At 73.2% G+C, this 23273-nt stretch carries 21 protein-coding genes; 9 read left to right on the plus strand and 12 right to left on the minus strand.

The window, feature by feature from the left end; translation table 11 throughout:
- Nucleotides 1-136: 136 nt before the first annotated feature.
- From ACH495_RS19785 to ACH495_RS19830, 10 genes are all read right to left on the minus strand, one after another.
- A complete protein-coding gene (locus ACH495_RS19785) occupies nt 137-2977 on the minus strand; it encodes a discoidin domain-containing protein (protein ID WP_396859196.1) in 2841 nt (946 codons plus the stop codon).
- A 153-nt stretch (nt 2978-3130) separates the two neighbouring features.
- The gene (locus ACH495_RS19790) at nt 3131-4756 is read right to left on the minus strand and encodes a glycoside hydrolase family 13 protein (protein ID WP_396859243.1); all 1626 of its coding nucleotides are present in this window, start codon (nt 4754-4756) and stop codon (nt 3131-3133) included.
- A 79-nt stretch (nt 4757-4835) separates the two neighbouring features.
- The gene (locus ACH495_RS19795) at nt 4836-5723 is read right to left on the minus strand and encodes a carbohydrate ABC transporter permease (RefSeq protein ID WP_396859197.1); all 888 of its coding nucleotides are present in this window, start codon (nt 5721-5723) and stop codon (nt 4836-4838) included.
- Between the two features lie 3 nt (nt 5724-5726).
- Nucleotides 5727-6686, minus strand: a complete 960-nt coding sequence (locus ACH495_RS19800) for a carbohydrate ABC transporter permease (RefSeq protein ID WP_396859198.1) — start codon at nt 6684-6686, stop codon at nt 5727-5729.
- Nucleotides 6687-6743: 57 nt separating this feature from the next.
- The gene (locus tag ACH495_RS19805; protein WP_396859199.1) at nt 6744-8120 is read right to left on the minus strand and encodes an ABC transporter substrate-binding protein; all 1377 of its coding nucleotides are present in this window, start codon (nt 8118-8120) and stop codon (nt 6744-6746) included.
- A gap of 638 nt (nt 8121-8758) precedes the next feature.
- Complete coding sequence (locus ACH495_RS19810; protein WP_396859200.1) at nt 8759-9760, minus strand: LacI family DNA-binding transcriptional regulator; 1002 nt, start codon at nt 9758-9760, stop codon at nt 8759-8761.
- A 115-nt stretch (nt 9761-9875) separates the two neighbouring features.
- The gene (locus ACH495_RS19815) at nt 9876-10688 is read right to left on the minus strand and encodes a SigB/SigF/SigG family RNA polymerase sigma factor (protein WP_396859201.1); all 813 of its coding nucleotides are present in this window, start codon (nt 10686-10688) and stop codon (nt 9876-9878) included.
- A gap of 128 nt (nt 10689-10816) precedes the next feature.
- A complete protein-coding gene (locus ACH495_RS19820) occupies nt 10817-11362 on the minus strand; it encodes a GerMN domain-containing protein (RefSeq protein ID WP_396859202.1) in 546 nt (181 codons plus the stop codon).
- 101 nt (nt 11363-11463) lie between these two features.
- On the minus strand, nt 11464-12813 hold the full coding sequence (locus ACH495_RS19825; RefSeq protein ID WP_396859203.1) for a sensor histidine kinase: 1350 nt from the start codon (nt 12811-12813) through the stop codon (nt 11464-11466).
- Complete coding sequence (locus ACH495_RS19830) at nt 12810-13484, minus strand: response regulator transcription factor (RefSeq protein ID WP_396859204.1); 675 nt, start codon at nt 13482-13484, stop codon at nt 12810-12812. The genes ACH495_RS19825 and ACH495_RS19830 overlap by 4 nt, the downstream gene beginning before the upstream one ends.
- Between ACH495_RS19830 and ACH495_RS19835 the strand changes: the two genes are divergently transcribed.
- From ACH495_RS19835 to ACH495_RS19870, 8 genes are all read left to right on the plus strand, one after another.
- Nucleotides 13485-13634, plus strand: a complete 150-nt coding sequence (locus tag ACH495_RS19835) for a hypothetical protein (RefSeq protein WP_396859205.1) — start codon at nt 13485-13487, stop codon at nt 13632-13634.
- Complete coding sequence (locus tag ACH495_RS19840) at nt 13634-14008, plus strand: STAS domain-containing protein (protein ID WP_396859206.1); 375 nt, start codon at nt 13634-13636, stop codon at nt 14006-14008. Before ACH495_RS19835 ends, ACH495_RS19840 begins: the two co-directional genes overlap by 1 nt.
- A 9-nt stretch (nt 14009-14017) precedes the next feature.
- Nucleotides 14018-14332, plus strand: coding sequence for a hypothetical protein (locus tag ACH495_RS19845; RefSeq protein WP_396859207.1), 315 nt, complete (start codon nt 14018-14020; stop codon nt 14330-14332).
- Nucleotides 14329-14865, plus strand: a complete 537-nt coding sequence (locus tag ACH495_RS19850; protein WP_396859208.1) for an STAS domain-containing protein — start codon at nt 14329-14331, stop codon at nt 14863-14865. Before ACH495_RS19845 ends, ACH495_RS19850 begins: the two co-directional genes overlap by 4 nt.
- A gap of 23 nt (nt 14866-14888) precedes the next feature.
- A complete protein-coding gene (locus ACH495_RS19855; RefSeq protein ID WP_396859244.1) occupies nt 14889-15179 on the plus strand; it encodes a BON domain-containing protein in 291 nt (96 codons plus the stop codon).
- A gap of 134 nt (nt 15180-15313) precedes the next feature.
- A complete protein-coding gene (locus ACH495_RS19860) occupies nt 15314-16750 on the plus strand; it encodes a cellulase family glycosylhydrolase (RefSeq protein ID WP_396859209.1) in 1437 nt (478 codons plus the stop codon).
- Nucleotides 16751-16880: 130 nt separating this feature from the next.
- Nucleotides 16881-17498, plus strand: a complete 618-nt coding sequence (locus tag ACH495_RS19865) for a YdcF family protein (protein WP_396859210.1) — start codon at nt 16881-16883, stop codon at nt 17496-17498.
- 61 nt (nt 17499-17559) lie between these two features.
- Nucleotides 17560-18321 (plus strand): glycosyltransferase, encoded by a 762-nt coding sequence (locus ACH495_RS19870; RefSeq protein WP_396859211.1) that lies wholly within the window; start codon nt 17560-17562, stop codon nt 18319-18321.
- 43 nt (nt 18322-18364) lie between these two features.
- Here the strand turns inward: ACH495_RS19870 and ACH495_RS19875 are convergent, their stop codons facing one another.
- Nucleotides 18365-20926, minus strand: coding sequence for a discoidin domain-containing protein (locus tag ACH495_RS19875; RefSeq protein ID WP_396859212.1), 2562 nt, complete (start codon nt 20924-20926; stop codon nt 18365-18367).
- Between the two features lie 174 nt (nt 20927-21100).
- Nucleotides 21101-22177, minus strand: a complete 1077-nt coding sequence (locus ACH495_RS19880; protein ID WP_396859213.1) for a DUF4037 domain-containing protein — start codon at nt 22175-22177, stop codon at nt 21101-21103.
- Nucleotides 22178-22276: 99 nt separating this feature from the next.
- On the opposite strand from ACH495_RS19880, the gene ACH495_RS19885 reads away from it, so the two are divergent.
- Nucleotides 22277-23200 (plus strand): 5'-3' exonuclease H3TH domain-containing protein, encoded by a 924-nt coding sequence (locus ACH495_RS19885; RefSeq protein WP_396859214.1) that lies wholly within the window; start codon nt 22277-22279, stop codon nt 23198-23200.
- The last annotated feature ends 73 nt before the right edge of the window (nt 23201-23273 follow it).

Below are 23273 nucleotides of genomic sequence, written 5' to 3' on the forward strand. Positions count from 1 at the left end.
GCGGGGGGGGGGGGGGGCGGGGGGGGGGGGGGGGGGGGGCGGGGGGGGGGGGGGGGGGGGGGCGGCGGGGGGGGGGGGGGGGGGGGGGGGGGGGGGGGGGGCGGGGCCCCCCCCCCCCCCCCCCCCCCGCGCCGGGTCAGGAGGCGTAGACCTCGAACTCGGAGAGCTGGCCGGCCGGCCAGCCGGTGTTGCCGGTGAACGTCAGCCGCACGAAGCGGCGGTCACCGGCGGGCACCGCGATCGACACGGTGTTGCCGCTCGCCGGGTCGAACGGGTAGCCGGCCGACGCCTTGAGCGTGGTGAACGACGCGCCGTCGGTGGAGCCGAGCACGGACACCGTCTGGGTGCGGGTCTGCCAGGCCGCCGACGGTGGCAGCTTCAGCACCACCCGGGCCACCGGCCGGGCGCTGCCCAGGTCGACGGTCACCGACTGCGGGAACGCGTTGTTGGCGCTCTCCCAGTAGGTGTTCGCGTTGCCGTCGACCGTGTTGCCGGCACCGTAGACGTCGGCGTGGCTGGTCTCCGCGACCGGCCGGCCGGCGGCCAGGTTGCCGGTCGGCGGCGCGGTCGTGGTGGGCGGCGGGGTGGTCGTGCCGCCGCCGTACACCTCCAGCTCGCTGAGCTGGGCGGCCGGCCAGCCGGTGTTGCCGGTGACGGTGACCCGGACGAACCGGCGGGTGCCGGACGGCAGCGCGATCGAGACGCTGTTGCCGGCCGCCGGGTCGAACACCCGGCCCGCCGACGCGGCGAGCGTGCTGTAGGAGGAGCCGTCGGTGGAGCCGAGCACGGAGAGCGTCTGCGTGCGGCGCTCCCAGCCGGCCGGCAGCTTGAGCACCACCCGGTCGACCGTGCGCGACGCGCCGAGGTCGACGGTCACCGACTGCGGGAACGCGTTGTTGGCGCTCTCCCAGTAGCTGGCCGCGTTCCCGTCGACCGCGTTGCCGGCCGCGTACGTCTGGTTGACGCTGGTGGCGGTCGCCGGCCGGCCCAGGGCCAGGTTCCCGCCGGCCGGCGGCGGCGTGGTCGGCGGGGCGGTGGTCGGCGGAGCCGTGGTCGGGGGCACGCTGGTGGGCGGCGGGCTGGACGGGCCGTTGCCCCACTGCGGCTGCGGCCACGGCCCGCAGTACGGGGTGGCCGTGTACCAGCCGGAGTTGCCGGCGCCCTGGGTGATCTGGAAGCCGCTGCCGACGCAGTTGTGCATCGGGTTGGCCTGCGCGATGTTGGTGGCCCGCACGTTGGTGAAGCTGACCTGGCTGGGCGCCTGCACCTGGAGCGCGTACGTGCCCGCGCCGTCGATGCGCACATTATTGAAGCTGATGCCGCTGGTCTGCCCCTCGATCCAGTGCAGCGCCGCGTACGAGCTGTCCAGGATGTCGGTGTCGGTGACATTGATCGCCGCGCCCTGGATCGGCTCGTTGAGCGCCGAGAACCAGATCGCGCCGACCCCGAAGTTCCAGTTGTAGTCGGAGTTGCCGTTGCGGATCAGCGTGTTGCGGGCGACCGTGATGGTGCCGGCCACCGCCGTCGGCCCGGTGACGCCCGGATAGCGGTTCGCCACATGGATGCCACCGCCGTTGGTCACCGAGTCGGCGGTCACGTTGTCGGCGATGGTGATGTTTCGCCCGCCGTACGTGACCAGGTGGTTGGCCAGGACCGTCACGCCGATGGTGTTGTGGGTGAACGAGTTGCCGACGTTCGGCACGCTCTGCGCCCACATGGCCAGCGCGTCGTCGCCGGTGTTACGGACGAACGTGTTGGTCACCGTGGAGTTGGTGACGCCCCAGTGGAAGTTCACCCCGTCGGCGGTCTGGTCGAGGATGCGGCTGTTGCGGATGGTGAAGTTGTCCATCGGGCCGTCCATCCAGGCGCCGACCTTGGTGTGCTGCAACCACAGGTTGTCCACCACCGAGTTCGTCATCGCGCCGCCGAGCGCGTTGACCTGGTCCTCGTCCACCCGCTCCCGGATGTCGCCGATGATGGCGAAGTCCCGCAGCGTGACGTTGCGGCTCGGCCCGCCGGCCTCGTGCGGGCGGATCTCCCCGGAGTAGCCGCCGCCGGGCACGTACTTGCCGTAGATGCCGGCGGCGCGCTTGCGGTCGGTGGGGTGCCGGCCGCCGAGCACCGAATACCACGGCCCGGCGCCGCGCAGCGTCACACCGTCGACCACCACGTGGTCCCAGAGCGTGAACGTGCCGGCCGGGATCCACACCGCCCTCCCCTGCGCCTTGCCGGCGTCCACCGCGGCCTGGAACCTCGCGGTGGAGTCGGTGGCGCCGGTCGGGTCCGCGCCGAAGTCGGTGACCACGTCCAGCACCCCGGACGGCTTCGCGATCGGTGCCCCGACCAGCTCGAAGTCGGCCAGGTCGATGGTGAACGTGGGCGACTGCGCGGTCGAGGAGACCTGGAGGCGGATCTTCGTGCCGGCCGGGTAGGTGGTGCCGAACATCGCCCGGGTCTCGTCGTAGAAGTGGTGCGGGTTGGTGTCGCCCGGGTTGTTGTTGAACGGGTAGCCGCCGTAGAACCAGCCGTACCGGGAGGTGACCGGCACGGCCTTGACCAGCGTGCCGTTCGCACGCAGGTCGATGGCGGCGTCCCGGCCGGTGCCGGCGGCGTTGTCCGGCAGGCTGTAGCGGAACGTGACGGCGTTCGCCGGGGCGGCGAGCGTGAACTCGACGTACTCCCCGACCGCGTCGAGCGTGACCGCCTCCCGGCCGGACGCCTCGGACGGCAGCGTGCCGTAGCGGCGGTCCGGGCCGATCCTCGTGCCGTTGTGCGCGGCCTGCTCCGCCTCCTGCTCCCGGAATCCGACGGTGGCGCCGCGGCCGGCGATGTCGAACGGGGACAGCCCGGCGGCCTGCGCCGGGGTGGCGGTGGAGGTCAACGCCACGACGGTGAGTGTCGAGGCGGCGAGCGCGGCGGCGGTCAGGGCCGCCAGCCCGGTCCTGCGGTGGCGGTGCGCGGTGCGGTGCTCGGCCATGCGGGGTGTGCTCCCTTTCGTCGGTGGCCAGGTCCCCCGTTGCGGCGGTGCTGTTCCTTTCTCCCGGGTGCGGTGGCGGCCGGGACGGGCCGCCGGTCGTGGTGCGGCGCGGTGATGCCGGCGGCGGGACGGAGCCGCCGGCGCCGCCGCGGTTCAGCGCGATCCGGTACGCAGCCAGACCGCGGTGTCCGGTGGTAGCCGGTCGTCGTCGAGTGGGCCGCTGGCCAGCAGCAGCCGGTCGTGCGCGGGCAGCGGCACGGCCTCGCGGCCGAGGTTGACCAGGCAGGCGAAGCCCGGTTCGCGGGCGAACGCGAGCACCCCCTCCGGCGCGGGCAGCCAGCGCAACGCGCCGTCGCCGAGTGCCGGTTCGGCCCGGCGCAGGCCCAGCGCCGCCCGGTACAACTCCAGCATCGAGTGCGGGTCGCCGACCTGGGCGCGGACCGTGCGGTCCTTCCAGTCCGCCGGCTGCGGCAGCCACGGCGCGACGGTGGCGTCGTCGGGGCTGAACCCGAACGGCGGCGTGTCGCCCTGCCAGGGCAGCGGCACCCGGCAGCCGTCACGGCCCGGGTCGACCCGTCCGGAGCGTTCCCACATCGGGTCCTGCCGCAGCGCGTACGGGATGTCCTCGACCTCCCAGAGCCCCAGCTCCTCGCCCTGGTAGACGTAGGCGGCGCCGGGCAGCGCCAGGCTGAGCAGCGCGGCGGCGCGGGCCCGGCGGGTGCCCAACTCCAGGTCGGTGGGGATGCCCTCGCGCTTGGCGGCGAAGCTGAACGTGGTGTCCGCCCGGCCGTAGCGGGTGACGTGCCGGGTCACGTCGTGGTTGGACAGCACCCAGGTGGCCGGCGCGCCGACCGGCGCGTGCGCGCTCAGCGTGCCGTCGATGCTGTCCCGCAGCGCGACGGCGTCCCAGGCGCAGCCGAGGAAGTCGAAGTTGAACGCGGTGTGCAGCTCGTCCGGGCGCAGGTAGTTGGCGAACCGCTGCCGGTCCGGCAGCCACACCTCCCCCACCAGCGCCCGCTGGCCCGGATAGCTGTCGGCGATCCGCCGCCAGGCCCGGTAGACGTCGTGCACGCCGTCGAGGTCGTGGAACGGGTGCGGCCGGTCCGGGTCGACCTCGGGCAGCGTGCCGTCCTTGACCAGCAGGCCGGCCGAGTCGATCCGGATGCCGTCCACCCCCCGGTCGAACCAGAACCGCAGGATGTCCTCGAACTCGGCGCGCACCCGGGGGTGGTCCCAGTTGAAGTCGGGCTGCTGCGGGGCGAACAGGTGCAGGTACCAGTCGCCGGGCGTGCCGTCCGGGTCGGTGGTGCGGGTCCAGGTGGGGCCGCCGAACTCGCCGGTCCAGTCCGTGGGCGGCCGGGAGCCGTCCGGGCCGCGGCCGGCGCGGAACCAGAACAGGTCCCGCTCCGGCGCGTCCGGGCCGCCGGCCAGCGCCGCCTGGAACCACGGGTGCGCGTCCGAGCAGTGGTTGGGCACCACGTCGACGATGGTCCGGATGCCCAGCGCGTGCGCCTCGGTGATCAGCGCCTCCACCTCGGCGAGCGTGCCGAAGACCGGGTCGATGTCGCGGTAGTCGGCCACGTCGTAGCCGGCGTCGGCCATCGGCGACGGATACCAGGGGCTGAACCAGATCGCGTCGACGCCGAGCGCGGCCAGGTGGTCCAGGCGGGACCGGATGCCGGCGACGTCACCGATTCCGTCGCCGTTGCCGTCGGCGAAGCTGCGCGGATAGACCTGGTAGATCACCGCGGAGCGCCACCACGGGCTGCTGTCGACCATGGACACGGTCACCTGCTTTCTGCGGGTCGGTTCTGCTGCGGCGGGGCTCGGTGGCCGGCTGCGGGGCGGCGACGCCCGGTCAGCCCTTGAGCCCGCCGGTGGTCAGGCCGGACATGATGTTCCGTTGGAAGATCAGGAACAGCAGGACGGTGGGGATCGCGGCGATCACCGACGCGGCGATCACCACGTTCATCGGGGTGCCGCCGGCGAAGGCGTAGATGCCGACGCTGACCGTGCGCGTCTCCGGCGACGGCATGACCAGCTTGGGCCAGAGGAAGTCCTTCCAGACCGCGGTCACCGCGAAGATGGCGACCACGCCGAGGATCGGACGGGACATCGGCAGCACGATCGACCGGAGCGTACGCAGCGGCGACGCGCCGTCCATCACGGCGGCGGCCATCAGATCCTCCGGGATCGAGTCGAAGAACCGCTTGAGCAGGAAGATGTTGAACGCGTTGGCGACCAGCGGCAGCCAGATCGCGAACGGCGAGTCCAGCAGGTTGAGGTGCACGATCGGCAGGTCGATCACGGTCACGTACTGGGGGACGATCAGCACCATCGCCGGGATCATCAACGTCGCCAGCATCAGGCCGAGGATCAGCCCACCCAGCACCGGGCGCAGCTTCGACAACGCGTACGCGGCGGCGGTGTCGAACACGAGCTGGAACAGCACCGCGCCGGTGGCGTAGTAGAACGTGTTGAACAGCAGTTTCGCCAGGTCGAGGTTGGTCCACGCGTCGACGTAGTTCTGCGGCTGCGGGTCGCGCGGGAACAGCGACGGCGGCGTCTGCGCGATCTCCTGGCCGCTCTTGAGCGCACCGGTGACCATCCAGTAGAGCGGGCCGAGGAAGACCAGCGTGAACGTCACCACGACGACGGCGAGCACGGTCCAGTAGAGGACCCGGCCACGACCGCGCCGCAGTTGGGCCGCGGAGATGAGGGTACGGGTGGTGGAGTCGGCGGCCATGTCCTAGTCCTGTCTCGCGGTCAGTCGCACGTAGACGGCGGAGAACCCGGCCAGCACCACCAGCATGATCACGCCGAGCGCGGCGGCGCCGTTGAGGTCGTTCTGGAAGAAGCCGTGCTGATAGATCAGGTACGCCACCGAGGTCGCCGAGTCCTGGGTGCCGGCGCCGTTGGCGAGGATCAGCGGCTCGATGAAGAGCTGCATGGTGGCCACGATCTGGAGCATCGCCAGCAGCGCGAGGATCAGCCGGGTCTGTGGGATCGTCACGTGCGCGATCCGCCGCCACACCCCGGCGCCGTCGATCTCGGCCGCCTCGTACAGCTCGCCGGGGATGTTCTGCAACGCGGCCAGGTAGATCAGCACGGCGCCACCCATGTTCATCCAGGTCGACGCCAGCACCATGGCCGGCATCGTCATGGTCGGCGACTGCATCCACTCCGAGGTGGGCAGCCCCAGCGCGGTGAGCACCGCGTTGAACAGTCCCGCCTCGCTCGGGTCGTACGCGTAGAACTTGAACAGGAACAGCGCGGACGCCGGCGGCAGCATCACCGGCAGGTAGACCAGCACCCGCAGGTAGCCCTTGGCGTGGCGTAGCTCGTTGAGCAGGATCGCCACGAAGAACGGCACCGCGTAGCCGAGCACGAGCGCCAGGCCGGTGAAGACGAAGGTGTTCTTCCAGGCGGTCCAGAAGCTCGGGTCGGCGACGATCCGGGCGTAGTTGTCCCAGCCGACCCAGGTGGTCTCGCCGCGCCGGGTGCGCTGGAAGCTCATCACCACGCCGCGGACCATCGGATACCAGGAGAAGACGGCGAAGCAGGCGACCGCGCCGATGAGGAACGTGTGCCCGGTCAGGTTGTCCCGTACCTTCCGGCCGAGCCCGGCCCGCCGGGCGGCGGAACGCTGCGGTGGAAGGGCGGGGCGGCCGGGGGTGCGGGTGGCACCCGGGGCGGTGGTGAGCGCCAAGACGACTCCTGCGGTAGTGGGTGGGGGCCGGTGCGTCCGGCCCCCACCCCGGTCGGGTCAGCTACCGGCGGCGAGGAGCTGGTTGACCTTGTCCTCGGCGGTCTTGAGCAGGGCGTCGATGTTCGCGTTCGGGTTGGTCAGCACCCCGGACATCGCGGCGTCGAGCACCGCGTAGATGGCCTGGGCGTTACGCGGCTCCCCCTTGATCGGCACCGGGTTGGCCTCGAAGGCCGTGAAGTTGGTGGTGTCCACGTTGGCGTTGGCCTTGCGCAGCTCCAGTTCCTGCTTCTGCGCGTCGCTGCCGTTGGTGAACAGCAGCGGCTGGGGCAGACCGACCGGGTAGTTCTGCGGCTTGGCGCGGACGTAGTCGAACTGGCCCTTGCCGGGCGTGAGCTTCTGGTAGGCGATCCACTTCAGACCGGCCTTCACCTGCTCCGGGCTCAGGCCCTTCTTGAAGAAGTAGCCCTCGCCGCCGCCGAGCGTCGCCTTGGCGGGCCCGTCCTGGCCGGGCAGCGGGCCCATCGCCCAGTCCTGGTACTTGCCCTGGAACTGGCTGACGATCGCCTGGGTGGCGTCGGGCGCGCCGATGAACATGCCGACCTTGCCGGCGCCGGCGTTGGTGAGCAGGTCACCCCACTGGAGAAGCTGGCGGCTGCCCATGCTGTTGTCGCCGTACCGCATGTCCTTGAGGTTCTGCAGGACCTGCCTGCCCATCGGGTTGTTGAAGTCGGCCTTCTTACCGTCGGCGCTGAGCACCTGGCCGCCCTGGGAGTAGAGCAGCGAGGTGAAGTGCCAGCCGCCGGTGTTGCCGGCGCTGTACTCGGAGTACCCGGCGACGCCACCGCCGAGCGCGGAGATCTTCTTGGCCGCGGCCCGCACCTCGGGCCAGGTCTTCGGCGGGTTGGCCGCGTCGAGCCCGGCGCGCTGGAACAGCGCCTTGTTGTAGACCAGGCCCATCGAGTAGTTCTTCACCGGTACGCCGTAGAGCTTGCCGCCGTCGGTGAAGACCTCCTTGAGCGCCGGGTCGACGCTGTCCCAGGTGGGGATGGTGTCCTTGCCGACGTAGTCGGTGATGTCCATCGCCTGGCCGGAGTCCAGCACCTGCTGAAGGTCGGTCATGTATCCGTAGAACACGTCGGTGACGGTGCCGCCGGCGAGGCGGGCGGTGAAGTCGGGCGGGTTGTTGCACTGCTCGCCGACGCTGACGCTCTTCACCACGATGGTGGGGTTCTGCCGCTGGAACTCGGCGACGTCGTCGTTCCAGTTCTTCAGCAGCTCCTTCTGGGCGCCGACCGGCTGGCAGTCGACAGTGATGGTGACCTTGCCGCCGGCGTCGGCGGAGTCGTCGCCCTTCGTGGAGCAGGCGGCGAGGCTGAGCCCGAGGCCGGCCGCGAGCGCCGCCGCCGCGACCTTCCGATATTGCGGTACGGACATCTGTCCATCCCTTCGGGAACGGTTATGTCGAGGACCTTCACTGGTGTGGGTGACCGCCGGTGAGTGGAGTCAATGTAGCGAAGCCGACTCTTGACGGCAAGGTTTCAACTCGATGACGAAAGAACACGACTTGACTACGGATGATCGAGACGACGGATGGGTTCGGGTGGTCGGACGGGGCGGCCGAGGCGGATCGGCCGAGGCGGCCGGGAGCACTCGACCGGCGCTTTCGAGCTGAGTCGACGGTGATATCGCCTCGCCGTCACCGGCGGTGCGGACAAGTGCCCGACCAAGGCGGGAGTGCGGCGCGGCGTGCGGGCACGGCGATGCGCGGCGTACGGGCGAGGCGCTGCGCGGCGTACGGGGGCGGCGAGGCGTGCGGGCGCGGCGTGCGGCGGCGCGGCGTACGGGCACGGCGAGGCGTGCGGGCGAGGCGTGCGGGCGCGGCGAGGCGTGCGGGCACGGCGTGCGGGCACGGCGAGGCCTGGCCGGGCGGCGACGCCGGCTGAGTCGTTTCTGCTCTCAGCTCGAAAGGGACCGGTCAGCAGCCCTCCCCGCTCCGCACCGCCGGGGCGAGCCGGCGGAAGGAGCGGCGCCGGAAAGCGCGGCGCGGGCGCGGGCGCGGGCGGAAGGCGGGGCTAGGAGCGGGGAGCGGGGGCGGTGGAGCCGCGTACCACCAGCTCGGGCTCGAAGAGCAACTCGTCGTGCAGCACACCGGCACCCTCGATCTGGGTGACCAGCAGGTCCACCGCGGCCTGCCCCATCGTCTCGATCGGCTGCCGGACCGTGGTCAGCGGCGGATCGGTGCAGGTCATGAACGCGGAGTCGTCGAAGCCGACCACCGACACGTCGGCCGGCACCGCGCGGCCGAGCCGGCGGGCCGCGCGGATGGAGCCGAGGGCCAGCACGTCGCTGGCGCAGACGATGCCGGTCACCCCGCGCTCGATCAGCTTGGTCGCCGCGACCCGCGCCCCCTCCATGGAGAAGCTGGACCGCTCGACGAGGCGGTCGTCCGCGCCCCAGCCGGCGGCCCGGACCATGGCATCCAGCTTGCGCCGCGAGGGCACGTGATCCTCCGGGCCGAGCACCATGCCGATCCGCTCGTGTCCGAGCGAACGCAGGTGCCCGTACGCCTGCTCGACCGCGACCGCGTCGTCGGTGGACACGCGCGGGAAGCCCAACTCCTCGACGCCGGCGTTGACCAGCACCACGGGCAGGCCCCGGTCGGTCAGCCGCCGGTAGTGCTCGTGCGAGGCGTCGGCGAGCGCGTACGAGCCACCGGCGAAGATGACGCCGCTGACCTGGTGGTCGAGGAGCATCTCCACGTAGCCGGACTCGGGCACGCCACCGATGGTGCGGGCGCAGAGCGCCGGGGTGAAGCCGCGTTGGGCGAGTGAGCCGGTGACCACCTCGGCCAACGCCGGGAAGATCGGGTTCTGAAGTTCCGGCAGGACCAGCCCGACCAGTCGGGCCCGCTCCCCGCGCAGCTTCGTCGGGCGTTCGTAGCCGAGCACGTCCAGGGCGGTCAGCACGGCCGTCCGCGTCGCCTCGGAGACGCCGCCGCGCCCGTTGAGCACCCGGCTCACGGTCGCCTCACTGACGCCCGCCTTGCGGGCCACCTCCGTCAAACGCTTCGTCACGGCGGCATCGTACGTCATATTCTTGCAAGAATTGAACAGCGAGGCGGCGCTGACATGACGCGACCGCCACCGGCGCGGGGCCGGTGGCGGTCGGGACGTGGTGTGCGCCGGTCGGTCAGGCCGCCTCGGTGAGCTGGCCCCGCAGCTTGGTCAGCGCGCGGGCGAGCAGCCGCGACACGTGCATCTGGGAGACACCGACCTTGGCGGCGATCTCGCTCTGGGTCAGGTTGCCGTAGAAGCGGAGCGTGAGGATCTTCTGCTCCCGCTCGTCGAGCGTGGCCAGCGCCGGGCCGAGCGAGGCGCGCAGGTCGGCCAGCTCGTACTCGTTGTCCTCGATGCCGAGCGTGTCACCAAGCTCGGTGGCGCTGTCACCGTCGCCGATCGGGGTCGAGAGCGAGACCGCGTTGTAGGCGCGGGCGCCCTCCAGGCCCTCCAGGACCTCTTCCTCGGTGACGCCGAGGTGCGCGGCGATGTCGGCGACGGTCGGCGCCCGGTTGAGCGTCTGGGTCAGCGAGCTGTTCGCCTCGGAGATGCGCAACCGCAGCTCCTGGAGGCGACGCGGCACCCGGATGTTCCAGGTGCGGTCACGGAAGTGCCGCTTGATCTCGCCGAGGATGGTCGGGATGGCGAAACCGGCGAAGTCGACGCCACGGGAGGCGTCGAACCGGTCCACCGCCTTGATCAGGCCCAGCGCCGCCGTCTGCGCGAGGTCGCCGGCCGGCTCGCCGCGACCGCTGTAGCGGGCGGCCAGGTGGTTGGCCAGCGGCAGCCACGCCTCGATGACCTGATTGCGCAGGGCGGCCCGCTTCGGGTGGTCCGCCGGCAGTTCGGCGAGCGCCGCGATCAGCTCGCTGGCACGGGACTCCTCACCGTTCTGCGGCGCGCGGTGCACCTCGGTGACGGACGGTGCCATGGTCATCGTGGTCATGCTGCCCTTCCTGTCCTCGGAGAACGGGTGGGACTCCCACACCGGTCGTGGGAGCAACACTAGACCAAAGGTCACCGGCAAATCAACCGAACGGACGATGGATGTTTGCCTCATAAGCGGACAAAAAATCAGCGAGGCAGCAGCGGGCGGTAATCGGCGGCGGTGAGCGGCAGCGCCGACACGCTGCCGTCGGCACGCGGCACCTCCAACGGCTGGCCGTCCCGGCGGAACGCGACGCTGTCCACGTCCGGTCGCTGGGTCAGGCTGCACACGATCTGCCCGAACGCGAGCACCTCGTCGTTGCGGCCGGTCTCCTCGCCGGCCTGTCGCACGTCGACCGTGGCGACGGTGCCGGTCAGCGCCGCGCCGGCCACCGCCACCGTGCCCGGCAACGCGGTGGCCAGCCCTCGCTCGCGCTCCGCCCGGTCCGGCCCGGCCAGCAGGTGCTGGAGGTGGGCGTCCACCCCGGGCAGGCCGTCCGCCCGGCGGGTGACCACCGCCAGCCCGTCGTCGCGCACGAAGCAGAACGGCTCGTCCACCCGCCCGTCGGGGTCGGCCGTCGAGGTGCCCGCCGGCGTCGGGAACCGCCCGGGCGGCGGCTGCACCAGCCGGGGCTCGTCGTCGACCGGCACGCCGCAGCCGGCCAGCAGCACCACCGCGAGCAGCGCACGCACCAGACGCCGCGTGGTCGGGCGCCCCCCGACCACGGGAGCCGCGTCCGCGCGCCGCGCCACCGCACCGTCCCCGACCGTGCGGCCCCGAACCACGCGCCGCGTCACCGGACCGCCCCCGGCAGCTCGACCCGGAACCGGGCGCCCCGGTCCCGGCCCAGCACGGCGGCCGTGCCACCGTGCGCGGCGGCGTGCTGGGCCACCAGGGCCAACCCGAGGCCGGTGCCGTCGGTGCCGGCCCGGGCGTGCGCCGCCCGCCCCCGGACGAAGCGGTCGAAGATGACCTCCCGGTCCGCCGGCGGCACACCCGGCCCGTCGTCGTCGACCTCCAGGACGCCCACCCCGTCCGCCGCCCCCAGGCGGACCGCGACCGGGCCGCCGCCGTACCGCTCGGCGTTCTCCAGCAGGTTCAGCAGGACCTGGGCGATCCGGCGGCGGTCGATCCACCACTGGTGCGGTACGCCGTCGGCCACCTCCACCAGGCTCTCCGGCAGCGACCGTTCCCGGCAGGCGGCCCGCGCCAACTCGGCCACGTCGACCGTCTGGCGGTGCGCCGGCTGCTCGGTGCGGGCGAGCTGGATCAGGTCGTCGACCAACCGCTGGAACCGGGCCACCTCGTCGGCCACCAGGCCGGCCGCGGTGGCGGTGCGCTCGTCCTGGTGCTCCTTGCGGCGGTTCAGCACGCTCGCCGCCGCGGCCAGCGTCTGGAGCGGCGAGCGCAGCTCGTGGCTGACGTCCGCGGCGAACCGCCGGTCCCGGTCGATCCGCTGCACCAGCTTGTCGACCATCTCGTTGAACGAGCTGGACAGGCGCGTGAGGTCCGGGTCGGTGGTCGGGTCCAGTCGGGTGGCGAAGTCGCCGGCCGCGATCCGCTCGGCGGCGTCGGCGACCGCGGTGAGCGGCCGGAGGCTGTTGCGGGTGGCGTACCAGCCCAGCGCCGCGCCGGCCCCGGCGATCATGATGGCCACCGCGGTCAGCGCCAGCCCGACCACCTGGAACGTGTCCTCCACCTCGCGCAGCGAGGTCAGCTCGTAGTAGCCCAACTCGCCGGGGAGCGGCACGCCGACCAGCAGCGTCGGCTGCCCGTCGAGGCGGATCCGCTGCACGGCGGGCTGGCCGTCGGCGACCACGCGTTGCAGCTCCGCCGGCACCGAGCTGGCGCCCACGTCGGCGGTACGGGCGTACCAACCGGTGCGCAGGTGCAGCAGCGGCCGCCGAGCGCTGCCGGTGTCCAGCGAGCGCAGCACGGCCACCACGTCCGGGGTGTCGGTGTCCAGCCCCGACCGGACCACCGCGGCGTCGTAGTACGCGGCCCGGACCGCGGTGCGCTCCCGCTCGTCGAGCAGCGAACGGCGGGTCAGGTCGTACGAGAAGAGCGCCATCAGCGCGGCCAGCAGCAGGGCGCCGACGGCGAACGCGGCGGTGACCCGGGCGCGCAGTCCGGGTCGGCTCATCGTTGCAGCTTGTAGCCGAGGCCCCGGAGCGTGACCAGGTGGCGGGGGTTGGCCGGATCCGGCTCGATCTTCTGCCGCAGGCGACCCACGTGCACGTCGACCAGCCGTTCGTCGCCGGTCTCGTAGCCCCAGACGCGGCTCAGCAACTGCTGGCGGGACAGCACCCGGCCGGCGTGCTCGGCCAGCTCGCAGAGCAGCCTGAACTCGGTCCGCGTCACCGGCACCGGTCGGCCCGAGCGGCGCACCTCGCCGGCCTCCGCGCTGATCTCCAGGTCGCCGAAGAACTGGGCGGGCGCGGGGCCGGCCACGGTCCGGGCCCGCCGGCGCAGCGCGCGGAGCCGGGCCGACAGCTCCTTGATCGCGACCGGCTTGACCACGTAGTCGTCGGCGCCGGCCTCCAGCGCGGCGACGATGTCGTGGGTGTCGTCGCGGGCGCTGATCACGACGACCGGGACGTCGTCGTCGCGGCGCAGTTGGCGGATGCAGTCGAAGCCGTCGATGCCGGGCAGCATCAGGTCGACCAACACGTAGTCGGCCGGGCTCTCCCGCTGGCGGCGCAGCCCCTCCTCCGCGGTCGCCGCCCCGTCGGCCTGGTAGCCCTCCTCCTCCAACGCGAGCTGGAGCGCGAGCCGGATGCGGTCGTCGTCCTCGATCACCAGTACGGCCGTCATATGGGCATCATGACCGGCCCGGCACAGGTCGCCCAATCGCGTCGGCTGTTCGTGGTTTTTGTCATCGAACCGTCATCCAACCGTCCGGTGACCTCCAAGATCGCCGCCCAGAGTGGGACCGAACCGGAACCCGTCCCGAAAGCGACCTGATGACCAGCACCCTGCCGCCCGCCCCGCAGCCGGAGTCCTCCGTGCCGCACGTCCGGGTGGAGATCACCGACGAGCTGGACCTGGCCGGGCTGCCGGAGGTCGCGCACGTGCTGGACCGGGTCCTCGCGCTGCGGCCCCGGGAGGTGACCATCGACCTGGCCGGTTGCCGGCACGTGGACGCCGCCGCCATCGCGCTGCTGCTGGACGCGCACCGCCGACTGGCCCGGCGTCACGGCACCCTCACGCTGAGCAACCCGCACCCCCGGATCCGGCGCATCCTGGTCACGGCCGGGCTCGGCGCGACCGTTCCCATCGTCGACACCCCCCGCCCGGCCGCGCGCGGCCGGGCTCGGGTCTCGTCCGCATCGCGCTGAGGAGGAGTGGTGACCGTCAGCACGCTCGTCGGGGCGCTCGTCGTGGGGCTCGCGATCGGCGGGGTGGGCCGGCTGGCCGTCCCGGGGCGCAAGGCCGTCCCGGTCTGGCTGACCCTGGCGCTCGGCGTGGCCGCCGCGCTGCTCGGCGCGATCGTGACCGGGCTGGTCGACCGGCGGCCGGGCGGCACGGTGCTGCTGTCCCTGCTGGTGCAGTCCGGCTTCGCCGCCCTGGCCGTCATCCTGGCGGTGCTGGCCGCCGGCCGGCCCGGGGCGGGCCGATCGGCGTCGTCCGGTCCGGGCGCCCGGCGGAAGGAGGAGGTGTGACGGTCGTACCGGCGGAACACCTGATGATGCTGATCTGCGACGGCTGCGGCGACAGCGTCACCGGCACGGGCACCACGCTGCCGGATGCCGAGGTGGTCTGGACGCTGGTCTTCGAGCACGGCTGGGTCGGTTCGCCGTTCGCCTCCGGACCGCACCACTGCCCCCGGTGCAGCGCCCGGGCGGCGGTCGCCGACGACGGCATGTGCCTGGACGATCTGGAGCAGGTCGGCGGGCGGCCGGCCGCGCCGGAGGCGGACTCCGCCGAGGCGGTACGCCGGGCGCTGGCCGACCGGCTCGTCCGGGACGATCGGGTGCTGGTCGACCTCGCCGGACTCGAGGTGATCGACTCCGTCGGTCTCGGCCTGCTGGTCCGCGCGCACCAGGAGGCCCGGCGGGACGGCCGGCGGCTGTGCCTGGTGGCGCCGTCGCGGTTCGTGCTCACCGTGTTGCACACCATGCGGCTCGACCGGGTCTTCACCGTCGTCGACGACCGCGCCTCGACGTCGGGTGCCGCATCCGGCCCGAGGTCATGAGCGAACAGAAGGAGCCCTCCGCAGTGATGATGCCCTGGCCGTACCCCGAGTTCCCGTTCGCCGGCGACGGGCCGGAGCCCGCCGGCGCGGACGTGCGGCTCGCCTCCCTGGTCGCCCAGCGGCTCAGCGCCGACTGGACCACCCGGCGGCAGCAGATTACCGTCACCGTGCAGAACCGGGTGGTCATCCTCGCCGGCCTGGTCGCCGACCCGGAGACCCGCCGGGTCGCCGCCGAACTGGCCTGGGACGTGCCCGGCGTGTTCGACGTCTGCAACGCGCTGCGGCTCTACGGCGGGCGACGCTCCCGGCGCTGATCGCCGGTTGCACGTATCGGCGTGCGCCTCTACCCTCGGCGTGGGAGCGCTCCACAGGCCGCCACGTCGGGCTTTCCGGGCAGGTCGACGACGGGCACCGTCCGATCACCACCCACCAGATGGGACCTTCCCGCATGTTCTCGATTCCCCGCCCGTCCCGGCGGCATCTGCTCGTCGGCGGCGCGGTCGGCGCGCTCGCCCTGACGGCCACCGCCGTCATGCCGACGACGGACGCGATGGCGGCGACCGGCTGCGCCGTCACCTACACCACCAACTCCTGGCAGGGCGGCTTCACCGCCAACGTGACAGTGAAGAACCTCGGCGACCCGGTGAGCAACTGGACGCTGGGCTTCACCTTCCCCGACGGGGGCCAGCGGTTGGTGCAGGGCTGGTCGGCCACCTGGCAGCAGAGCGGCGCCGCGGTGACCGCGCGCAGCCTGGACTACAACGGCGCACTCGGCACCGGCGCCAGCACCACCGTCGGCTTCAACGGCTCCTGGACCGGGTCGAACCCGAACCCGACCTCGTTCACGCTCAACGGCACGGTCTGCACCGGCGGCACCAGCACGCCGCCCCCCACCACACCGCCGCCGACCACGCCGCCGCCGACCACCCCGCCGCCGCCGACCGGTACCACGCCGGTCGCGATCAACGGGCAGCTCCGCGTCTGCGGCGTCAACCTCTGCAACCAGTACGGGCGACCGATCCAGCTGCGCGGCATGAGCACGCACGGGTTGCAGTGGTTCGCCAACTGCTACACCGACGCCTCGCTCAACGCGCTCGCCGACGACTGGCAGGCCGACCTGCTGCGCATCTCGATGTACGTGCAGGAGCAGGGCTACGAGACCAACCCGGCAGGCTTCACCAACCAGGTGAACACGCTCGTCGACAAGGCCGAGGCCCGGGGCATGTACGCGCTGATCGACTTCCACACGCTGACCCCCGGCGACCCGACGTACAACCTGGACCGGGCCAAGACGTTCTTCGCCAACGTCTCGGCGCGCAACGCGGCCAAGAAGAACGTGATCTACGAGATCACCAACGAGCCCAACGGGGTGAGCTGGTCGACCATCCGCGCCTACGCCGAGCAGGTCATCCCGGTGATCCGGGCGAACGACCCGGACGCCGTGGTCATCGTCGGCACGCGGGGCTGGTCGTCGCTCGGTGTCTCCGACGGCGGCAACTCCGACGAGATCGTCAACAATCCGGTCCGCGCGGAGAACATCATGTACACGTTCCACTTCTACGCCGCGTCGCACAAGGACAACTACCGCAACGAGGTGCAGCGGGCCGCCGCCCGGCTGCCGCTGTTCGTCACCGAGTTCGGCACGGTGACCTACACCGGTGACGGCGCGGTCGACACGGCCAGCAGCAACGCCTGGCTCGACCTGCTCGACCGGCTGAAGATCAGCTATGCCAACTGGACGTTCTCCGACGCGGCCGAGGGCAGCGCGGCGCTGCGGCCGGGGACCTGCGCGGCGGGGAACTTCACCGGCACCTCGGTGCTGACCGAGTCCGGCGCGTACCTGCGCAACCGGATCCGTACCCCGGACAACTTCCCCACCTCCTGACCGGGCGGCCGGCGGCGGCCCTCCCCCCTTCGGGTCGCCGCCGGCCCGCCCCCCCCCCCCCGCGGGCGGCCCCCCCCGTGCGGGCCTGCCCCCGACCGCCCCCGGGCTGCTGGTCTTCGGCCGAGGGGTGGTGGCCGGCGACGACGGCTACCGGCTCACCGCCGAGAGCGCGGCGCGGACCCGGGCCGCCGTCGGGTACGTCCGCGCGCACGCGGCCGAGTTCCGGGCCGCGCCCGACGCGCGGGTGGTGTTCACCGGCGGCTGGCCGCACGGGCCGGCCGGGGCACCGGACCCGCCGGCCGACTGCCGGGAGGGCGAGCTGATGCGGGCGCTCGCCCGCGACGCCGGCCTCGACGCGTACGCCCGGCTGGACGCGGAGACCCGCTCCCGCACCACGCTGCAGAACCTCGCGCTCAGCGTCCAGGACGGGCTGCTCGGCGCGGCCGGCTTCACCCCCGACCACCCGCTCGGGTTGGTCTCCCACCCCTGGCACCTGCCCCGGATCCGGCTGCTCGCCGGTCGGGTGCTCGGGCTGCGCGGCGCGCAGTTGCGGGACGTGCCGGTGACCGGCCCGGATCCGGTGCCGGCGCGGCGGGAGCGGGCGGCCCGGGTCGCCTGCCGGATCGGCTATCTGGGCCTGCGTACCCCGGAGGCGCTGTTGCGCCGCGAGCGCGGGCTGACCCGCGCCGCCCAGCGCGTCGAGCGGCTGCTCGGGACGCGTGGGTTGGCCGCCCGACGCGCGGGGTAGAACGCTCGTCGATCGACCCGGCGGGCCGCGCCGGCGGACGACGCCACCCCGGGAGGGTTTCGTGATCGTGCTGGTGCCGGTGTACCGACCGGGGGATCGGCTGCCGCCGCTCGTCACCGACCTGACCGCCGCGTTGCCCGGGGCGTCCGTGCTGGTCGTCGACGACGGCAGCGGCCCGGCCGCCGCCGCGGTGCTCGCCGAGGCCCGCGCCCGGGGCGCGACCGTGCTGCGCCGCCGGGTCAACCGGGGCAAGGGCGTGGTGCTGCGCACCGGTTTCCGGTACGCCATGACGCACCGCCCGGACGACGACGTGGTCTGTGTGGACGCCGACGGCCAGCACCGGGTCTCCGATGTGGTCCGGGTGGCCGACCGGATGCGCGACACCGGCGCGCAGACGCTGGGGGTGCGCCGGTTCGACGGCGAGGTCCCGGCCCGCAGCCGGTTCGGCAACGCCGCGACCCGGGTCGCGTTCCGGCTGGCCACCGGCCGGGACGTCCGCGACACCCAGACCGGCCTGCGCGCCTACCCGGCCGGGCTGCTGCACCGGCTCACCACGATCCCCGGCGACCGCTTCGAGTACGAGATGAACGTGCTGCTGGACGCCGCGCGGGCCGGGCTGCCGATCGAGCAGGTCGACATCGCCACCCGCTACCACGCCGGCAACTCGGGATCGCACTTCTCCGCGCTGGCCGACTCGGTCCGGATCTACCGCCCGCTGGTCGGCTTCGCCGCCGCCCGGGCGCTGTCCCTCGCGCCGGTCGCTGTCGACGTGCCCGCCGACGCGGCCGCGACGCCGCACCCGACGCCCGCCCGGACGCCCTGAGCCGGAGGGCGGCCGGCGCACGTCGGCCGCCCCTCCGGCCCGGTCAGGGATAGCTGACCACGTTGACCGGCACGGTGTTCGTGCCCTGCGCCGGGCCGCCGGTGTCGTTGATGACGTGGGTGATCGACCCGTTGCCGCCCAGCGAGACGGTGAGCAGGTCGTGGAACCGCACGCCGGCCCGGGTCGGGGCCTCGAAGGCGTGGTAGGCGGCGATGGTCGGGTCCACGTTGAAGTAGCAGTAGCTGCCCATCCCCCAGCCCTCGAACGAGGTGACCGCGTCAGCGACCTTGAACGCCGCGTACCCGACCCGGGAACCGTTCGTCCAGGCGGCGGCGTTCGGCGGGTCGTACGGCAACTCGTTCTGGAAGAAGACGGTGCGCCCGTTCTCGCCGTTCCAGATCACCTCGTGCTTCTGGTAGTGCTCGACGAAGAGCCCGAGCGCGGTGACGTTGTCGCCGTTGACGATCAGGCCGGTGTCGGCGGTGTTCACGGTCCAGCCGATGCCGGCGCCGTGGTCGCCCCGCCAGGCCCAGATGTGGTCGATCAACGCGTCGTCCTGGTTGACCACCAGGCTGGTGGTCGCCTTCCCGGCGTGCGCGCCGCCGATGCGGAAGAACACGTCCTGCACGGAGGTGGGGTCGGCGGCGTGCCGCGCGGCCGACCCGGCCGGGCCGACCTGCAACAGCACCGGTGAGTTCACCGCGCCGGCGTCGAACAGCAGCCCGGCGAGCCGGACCCCGTCGACGTCGGCGACCGTCATCGGCACCACGCCGTTCTGCGGCACCAGCGTCGGGTAGCCGATGCCGAGCACCACCGTGCCGGGGCGGTTCACCGCGATGGTCTGGTCGACGGTGTAGACGCCGGGCGTGAACAGCAGGTTCAGCCCCTGGGCCAGCGCGGCGTTGATGGTGGCCGCCGAGTCACCGGGCTTCGCCACGTAGAACTGGCTCAGCGGGATCGACGTGCCGGGCGTGGCGCCGCCCAGCCAGGAGGCGCCGACGGCGTTGGTCCGGGTGGACGGCACGAACACCTGGTAGGTGCCGCCGTCCAGGTAGAGGTAGGGCACGTCGCGGCTGACCGGGGTCTGCGCCAGCGTGGTGTACGGCGGGTTCGGGAAGCTGGTCGCGGGCGCCCCGACGACGCCGGAGTTGGTCACGTTCCATACCGCGTTGAGGTACCCGCCGACGTTGCTGTCCCGGGTGTACCACTGCTGCTGCGAGTACGGCTGGACCACGCCGGTGACCCGGCTGTCCGCGATGTAGCCGCCGCTGGCCCAGCCGTAGCCGTTCGGGGCCAGGTTGAGGTCGCCCTGGATGTCCATCCGGCGGAACGGCGCGGCCTGCGACACCGCCCAGCGGGTGAACCCGGCGGACGGATAGACCCGCATGTTCGACGCCGAGCGCCAGAAGTTCTGGGTGGCGTTGCCGTTGAACCAGCCGGCGTCGACCGTGACGTCGCCGTGGATGCGCACGTCGCCCGGGTTCCGGCCGAGCCCCATGATCGAGGTGTAGAAGCCGATCTGCGCGTTGATGCCGGAGTAGTCGCCGGGGGCGAACATCAGCGCGTACCGCTCGGTGCCGAACTGGTTCGACTCCTGGGTGCGGAAGACGGCGTCGAGCTGGGCCTGGATGGTGGCGGCGGACATCGACGGGTCGAACGTGAGCACGTTGGGCCCGAGCGGCCCACCACCCGGCACGGTGCCGCCGCCGGTGGTGTTGACGACGAGTTCCCAGAGGGAGTAGCCGTAGCCGGTGGCCCGCGCGGTGCCGTACACCCGCACGTAGCGGCCGGAACCGCTGACGGTCACCGTGTCGGTGCCGCCGTCTCCGCTGGTGGTGGCGTGCACGGTGGTCCAGGTGGCGCCGTCGGTCGAGGTCTGGATCTGGTACGCCCGCGCGTACGCGGCCTCCCAGGTCAGCACCACCCGGCAGACGGTGCGCACGCTGCCCAGGTCGACCCGGAGCCACTGCGGGTCGGCGGCGACGCTGGCCCACCGGGTGCCCGGGTTGCCGTCGACAGCCGCCGAGGCGGGGGTGCCGGCGTTCTCGGTCGAGGAGGCGGTGGCCGGTCGGCCCTGGGCCGCGTTCGTCGCGGTGTCGCAGCCGCTGCCGCCGCCGGTGGTGCCGTAGACCTGGAACTCCCAGAGGGAGTAGCCGTAGCCGGTGGCCCGCGCGGTGCCGTACACCCGCACGTAGCGGCCGGTGCCGGTGACCGTCAGGTCGTCGGTGCCGCCGTCCCCGGTCGTGGTGCCGAACACGGTGGTCCAGGTGGCGCCGTCGGTCGAGGTCTGCACCTGGTACGCCCGCGCGTACGCCCCCTCCCAGGTCAGGCTGACCCGGGAGACGGTGGCGGTCGCGCCGAGGTCGACCTGGATCCACTGGGGATCGGCGAACGCGCTGGACCAGCGGGTGCCGGTGTTGCCGTCGGTGGCGTCGGACGCCGGGGTGCCGGCGTTCTCGGTCGAGGAGGCGGTGGTGGGCCGGCCCTGGGACAGCAGCGGGTCGGCGGCGCGGGCCGGCCCCGCCGGGGCGGTCAACGCCCCGGCGGTGAGCAGCGCGGCCAACGCGGCGAGCAGTCGGCGGCGGGCGGACGGGAGGGGCGACATGGGCAGCTCCGGGACGGGTGGAGTGCGGGGAACGGGGCTCGGGCGTGCCGGGGGTGGCCGCCCGTGCGCTGGACCCTCCCCGCAGGCAGTGGCGCATGTCAATTCCCCGGAGCGCTCCGCCCTCCTTTTTTCGCGCCTTGTGAAAAGTCCGGAACAAAGTGCCCCGTGGCGTCCTCACCCGGTCGCGGCCACCGCCGCCGCGATCCCGCGGACCCGGTCCGCGTGGGTGAGTACGTCGACGTTGTCGACGTACTGGTCCACCGCGCCGACCGGCGGCCGGTCGCGCAACTCCGGGTCGGCGATCGACGCGCGCAGCGCCTCGACGAACCGCCCCGCGTGCAGCACCAGGAAGGGCCGGTCGTGGAACGGCCGGGCGGTCGGGTCCACGGGCGCGGCCAGCCCGGCGTCGTTGGTCCAGGCGGCCACCGTCTCCAGGGCCCGCACCAGGCCGGCCTGCCGGGCCGGCCAGTCGCCGGGCCCGAGCGCGACGGCCAGCGCGTCCCGGACCGGCGCCGCCGCCGGCAGGCCGGCGAAGACCGTGCCCAGCCACTTCGAGTAGGGCGGCCAGCGACGGTGCAGCACCAGGCCGAGACGCATCAGGTCGCGGGCCAGCCCGGCGACGACCACCCGGCTGCCCAGGTCGTCGCCGACCTCGGCGCAGCGGCCGGCCAGGTGCTCGGCCTGCGCCACTCGCTGCCAGCCGGCCAGCAGCACGTGCCGCCACACGTCGTCCGGATACCACGCCAGCCGGGCCCGGACCTCGGTGAGCGCCCCGTCCAGCCCGTCGTGGAAGACCGCGCCGCCGGTCAGCTCGGCGAGCCGCTGGGTCGGCGTGGCCAACCAGTCCGCCGTCGTCAGGCCGCCCCGCGGGTCGACTCCCAGCCGGTCCCGCAGCCACGCCCCCAGCTCGTCGACGCTCACCCCGTGCCGGTCGCCGTCCGCCCGGACCACCCCGAGCCGGACCGTCGGCCCACCGGAGAACCGGGCCGGCCAGCCGAGGAACTCCGCCGGCAGCTCCGCGTCGAGCACCGCGCGCACCGCCGGCGCCCGCGCCGCGTCCGCCACGAACACCTGGGTACGCGGACCCCAGTCGTGGTCGGTGGAACGGGGCGTGTCGAGGCCGAACAGCTCGGAGCCGCCGTCGAGCAGACCGGCGGCGTACCGCAGGCCGGGCAGCCGGCGGGCCAGCAGCGGGGCCACCACCTCGTCGTGGAACCGGCGGGCCAGGATCAGACCGGGTACGAAGCTCACCGGGCCAGTCTGCGCGCACCGGGGTCGGCCGGGCCCCCGGTTTTCGGCCCGGCGAGCGCGTCCCCCACCCCGTCGGAGGGCTGTGCCACAGTGGTCGGCGTGGCACACCGACCCCCGATCCTGCTGATCGACTCCCCCAGCCTCTACTTCCGCGCCTACTTCGGCATTCCCGAGTCGGCCGCGAAGACGGGCGACGGCCAGCCGGTCAACGCCGTGCGCGGCTTCCTCGACATGCTCGCCCAGCTGGTGCGCACCCGCCGTCCGGACCGGATGATCTGCGCGCTGGACCACGACTGGCGGCCGGCCTGGCGGGTGGAGCTGCTGCCGTCGTACAAGGCGCACCGGGTCGCGCCGGAGGGTGGCGAGGTCGTGCCGGACACGCTCTCCCCGCAGGTGCCGATGATCCTGGAGGTGCTCGACGCGCTCGGCATCCCGGCGGTCGGCGCCACCGGCTACGAGGCCGACGACGTGCTGGGCACGCTCTCGGTGACCCAGCCCGGCCCGGTCGAGGTGGTCTCCGGCGACCGCGACCTGTTCCAGCTCGTCGACGACACCCACCCGACCCGCCTGCTCTACGTCGGGCGGGGCGTGGCCAAGCTGGACGACTGCGACGACGCCGCGGTGCGGACCCGCTACGGCGTGCCCGCCGACCGGTACGCCGACTTCGCCGCGCTGCGTGGCGACCCGAGCGACGGCCTGCCCGGGGTGTCCGGAGTGGGTGAGAAGACCGCCGCCCGGCTGATCGACCGCTACGGCGGCCTCGACGGCATCCTCGCCGCGCTCGACGATCCCGCTTCCGGATTCGCGCCGGGCCTGCGCGGCAAGCTCGACGCCGCCCGCGACTACCTGGCCGTGGCGCCCAAGGTCGTCCGCGTCGCCACCGACGTGCCACTGCCCGAGCTGGACCCGGCGTTGCCGACGTCCCCGGCCGACCCGGACCGGCTGCTCGACCTGGCGCAACGCTGGAACCTGGCCGGCTCCTGCCGACGCCTGGTCGACGCGCTAGCCACCCCCCACCCCTGACCCCCCACCCGCCTCAGCCCCACCCCACCCCCCTCTCCGCCCCGCCTGTTTCACGGAAAGAGTGGCCATTCCG

The sequence above is a fragment of the Micromonospora sp. NPDC018662 genome (assembly GCF_044391475.1).
GTDB lineage: Bacteria > Actinomycetota > Actinomycetes > Mycobacteriales > Micromonosporaceae > Micromonospora.

Bases quoted from the DNA above. Each gene is read 5' to 3' on its own strand.
- ACH495_RS19805 (WP_396859199.1), bottom strand. From the start codon at position 8,120: ATGTCCGTACCGCAATATCGGAAGGTCGCGGCGGCGGCGCTCGCGGCC.
- ACH495_RS19795 (WP_396859197.1), bottom strand. From the start codon at position 5,723: ATGGCCGCCGACTCCACCACCCGTACCCTCATCTCCGCGGCCCAACTG.
- ACH495_RS19860 (WP_396859209.1), top strand. From the start codon at position 15,314: ATGTTCTCGATTCCCCGCCCGTCCCGGCGGCATCTGCTCGTCGGCGGC.
- ACH495_RS19790 (WP_396859243.1), bottom strand. From the start codon at position 4,756: ATGGTCGACAGCAGCCCGTGGTGGCGCTCCGCGGTGATCTACCAGGTC.
- ACH495_RS19875 (WP_396859212.1), bottom strand. From the start codon at position 20,926: ATGTCGCCCCTCCCGTCCGCCCGCCGCCGACTGCTCGCCGCGTTGGCC.
- ACH495_RS19835 (WP_396859205.1), top strand. From the start codon at position 13,485: ATGGGCATCATGACCGGCCCGGCACAGGTCGCCCAATCGCGTCGGCTG.
- ACH495_RS19785 (WP_396859196.1), bottom strand. From the start codon at position 2,977: ATGGCCGAGCACCGCACCGCGCACCGCCACCGCAGGACCGGGCTGGCG.
- ACH495_RS19815 (WP_396859201.1), bottom strand. From the start codon at position 10,688: ATGACCACGATGACCATGGCACCGTCCGTCACCGAGGTGCACCGCGCG.
- ACH495_RS19830 (WP_396859204.1), bottom strand. From the start codon at position 13,484: ATGACGGCCGTACTGGTGATCGAGGACGACGACCGCATCCGGCTCGCG.
- ACH495_RS19840 (WP_396859206.1), top strand. From the start codon at position 13,634: ATGACCAGCACCCTGCCGCCCGCCCCGCAGCCGGAGTCCTCCGTGCCG.
- ACH495_RS19825 (WP_396859203.1), bottom strand. From the start codon at position 12,813: ATGAGCCGACCCGGACTGCGCGCCCGGGTCACCGCCGCGTTCGCCGTC.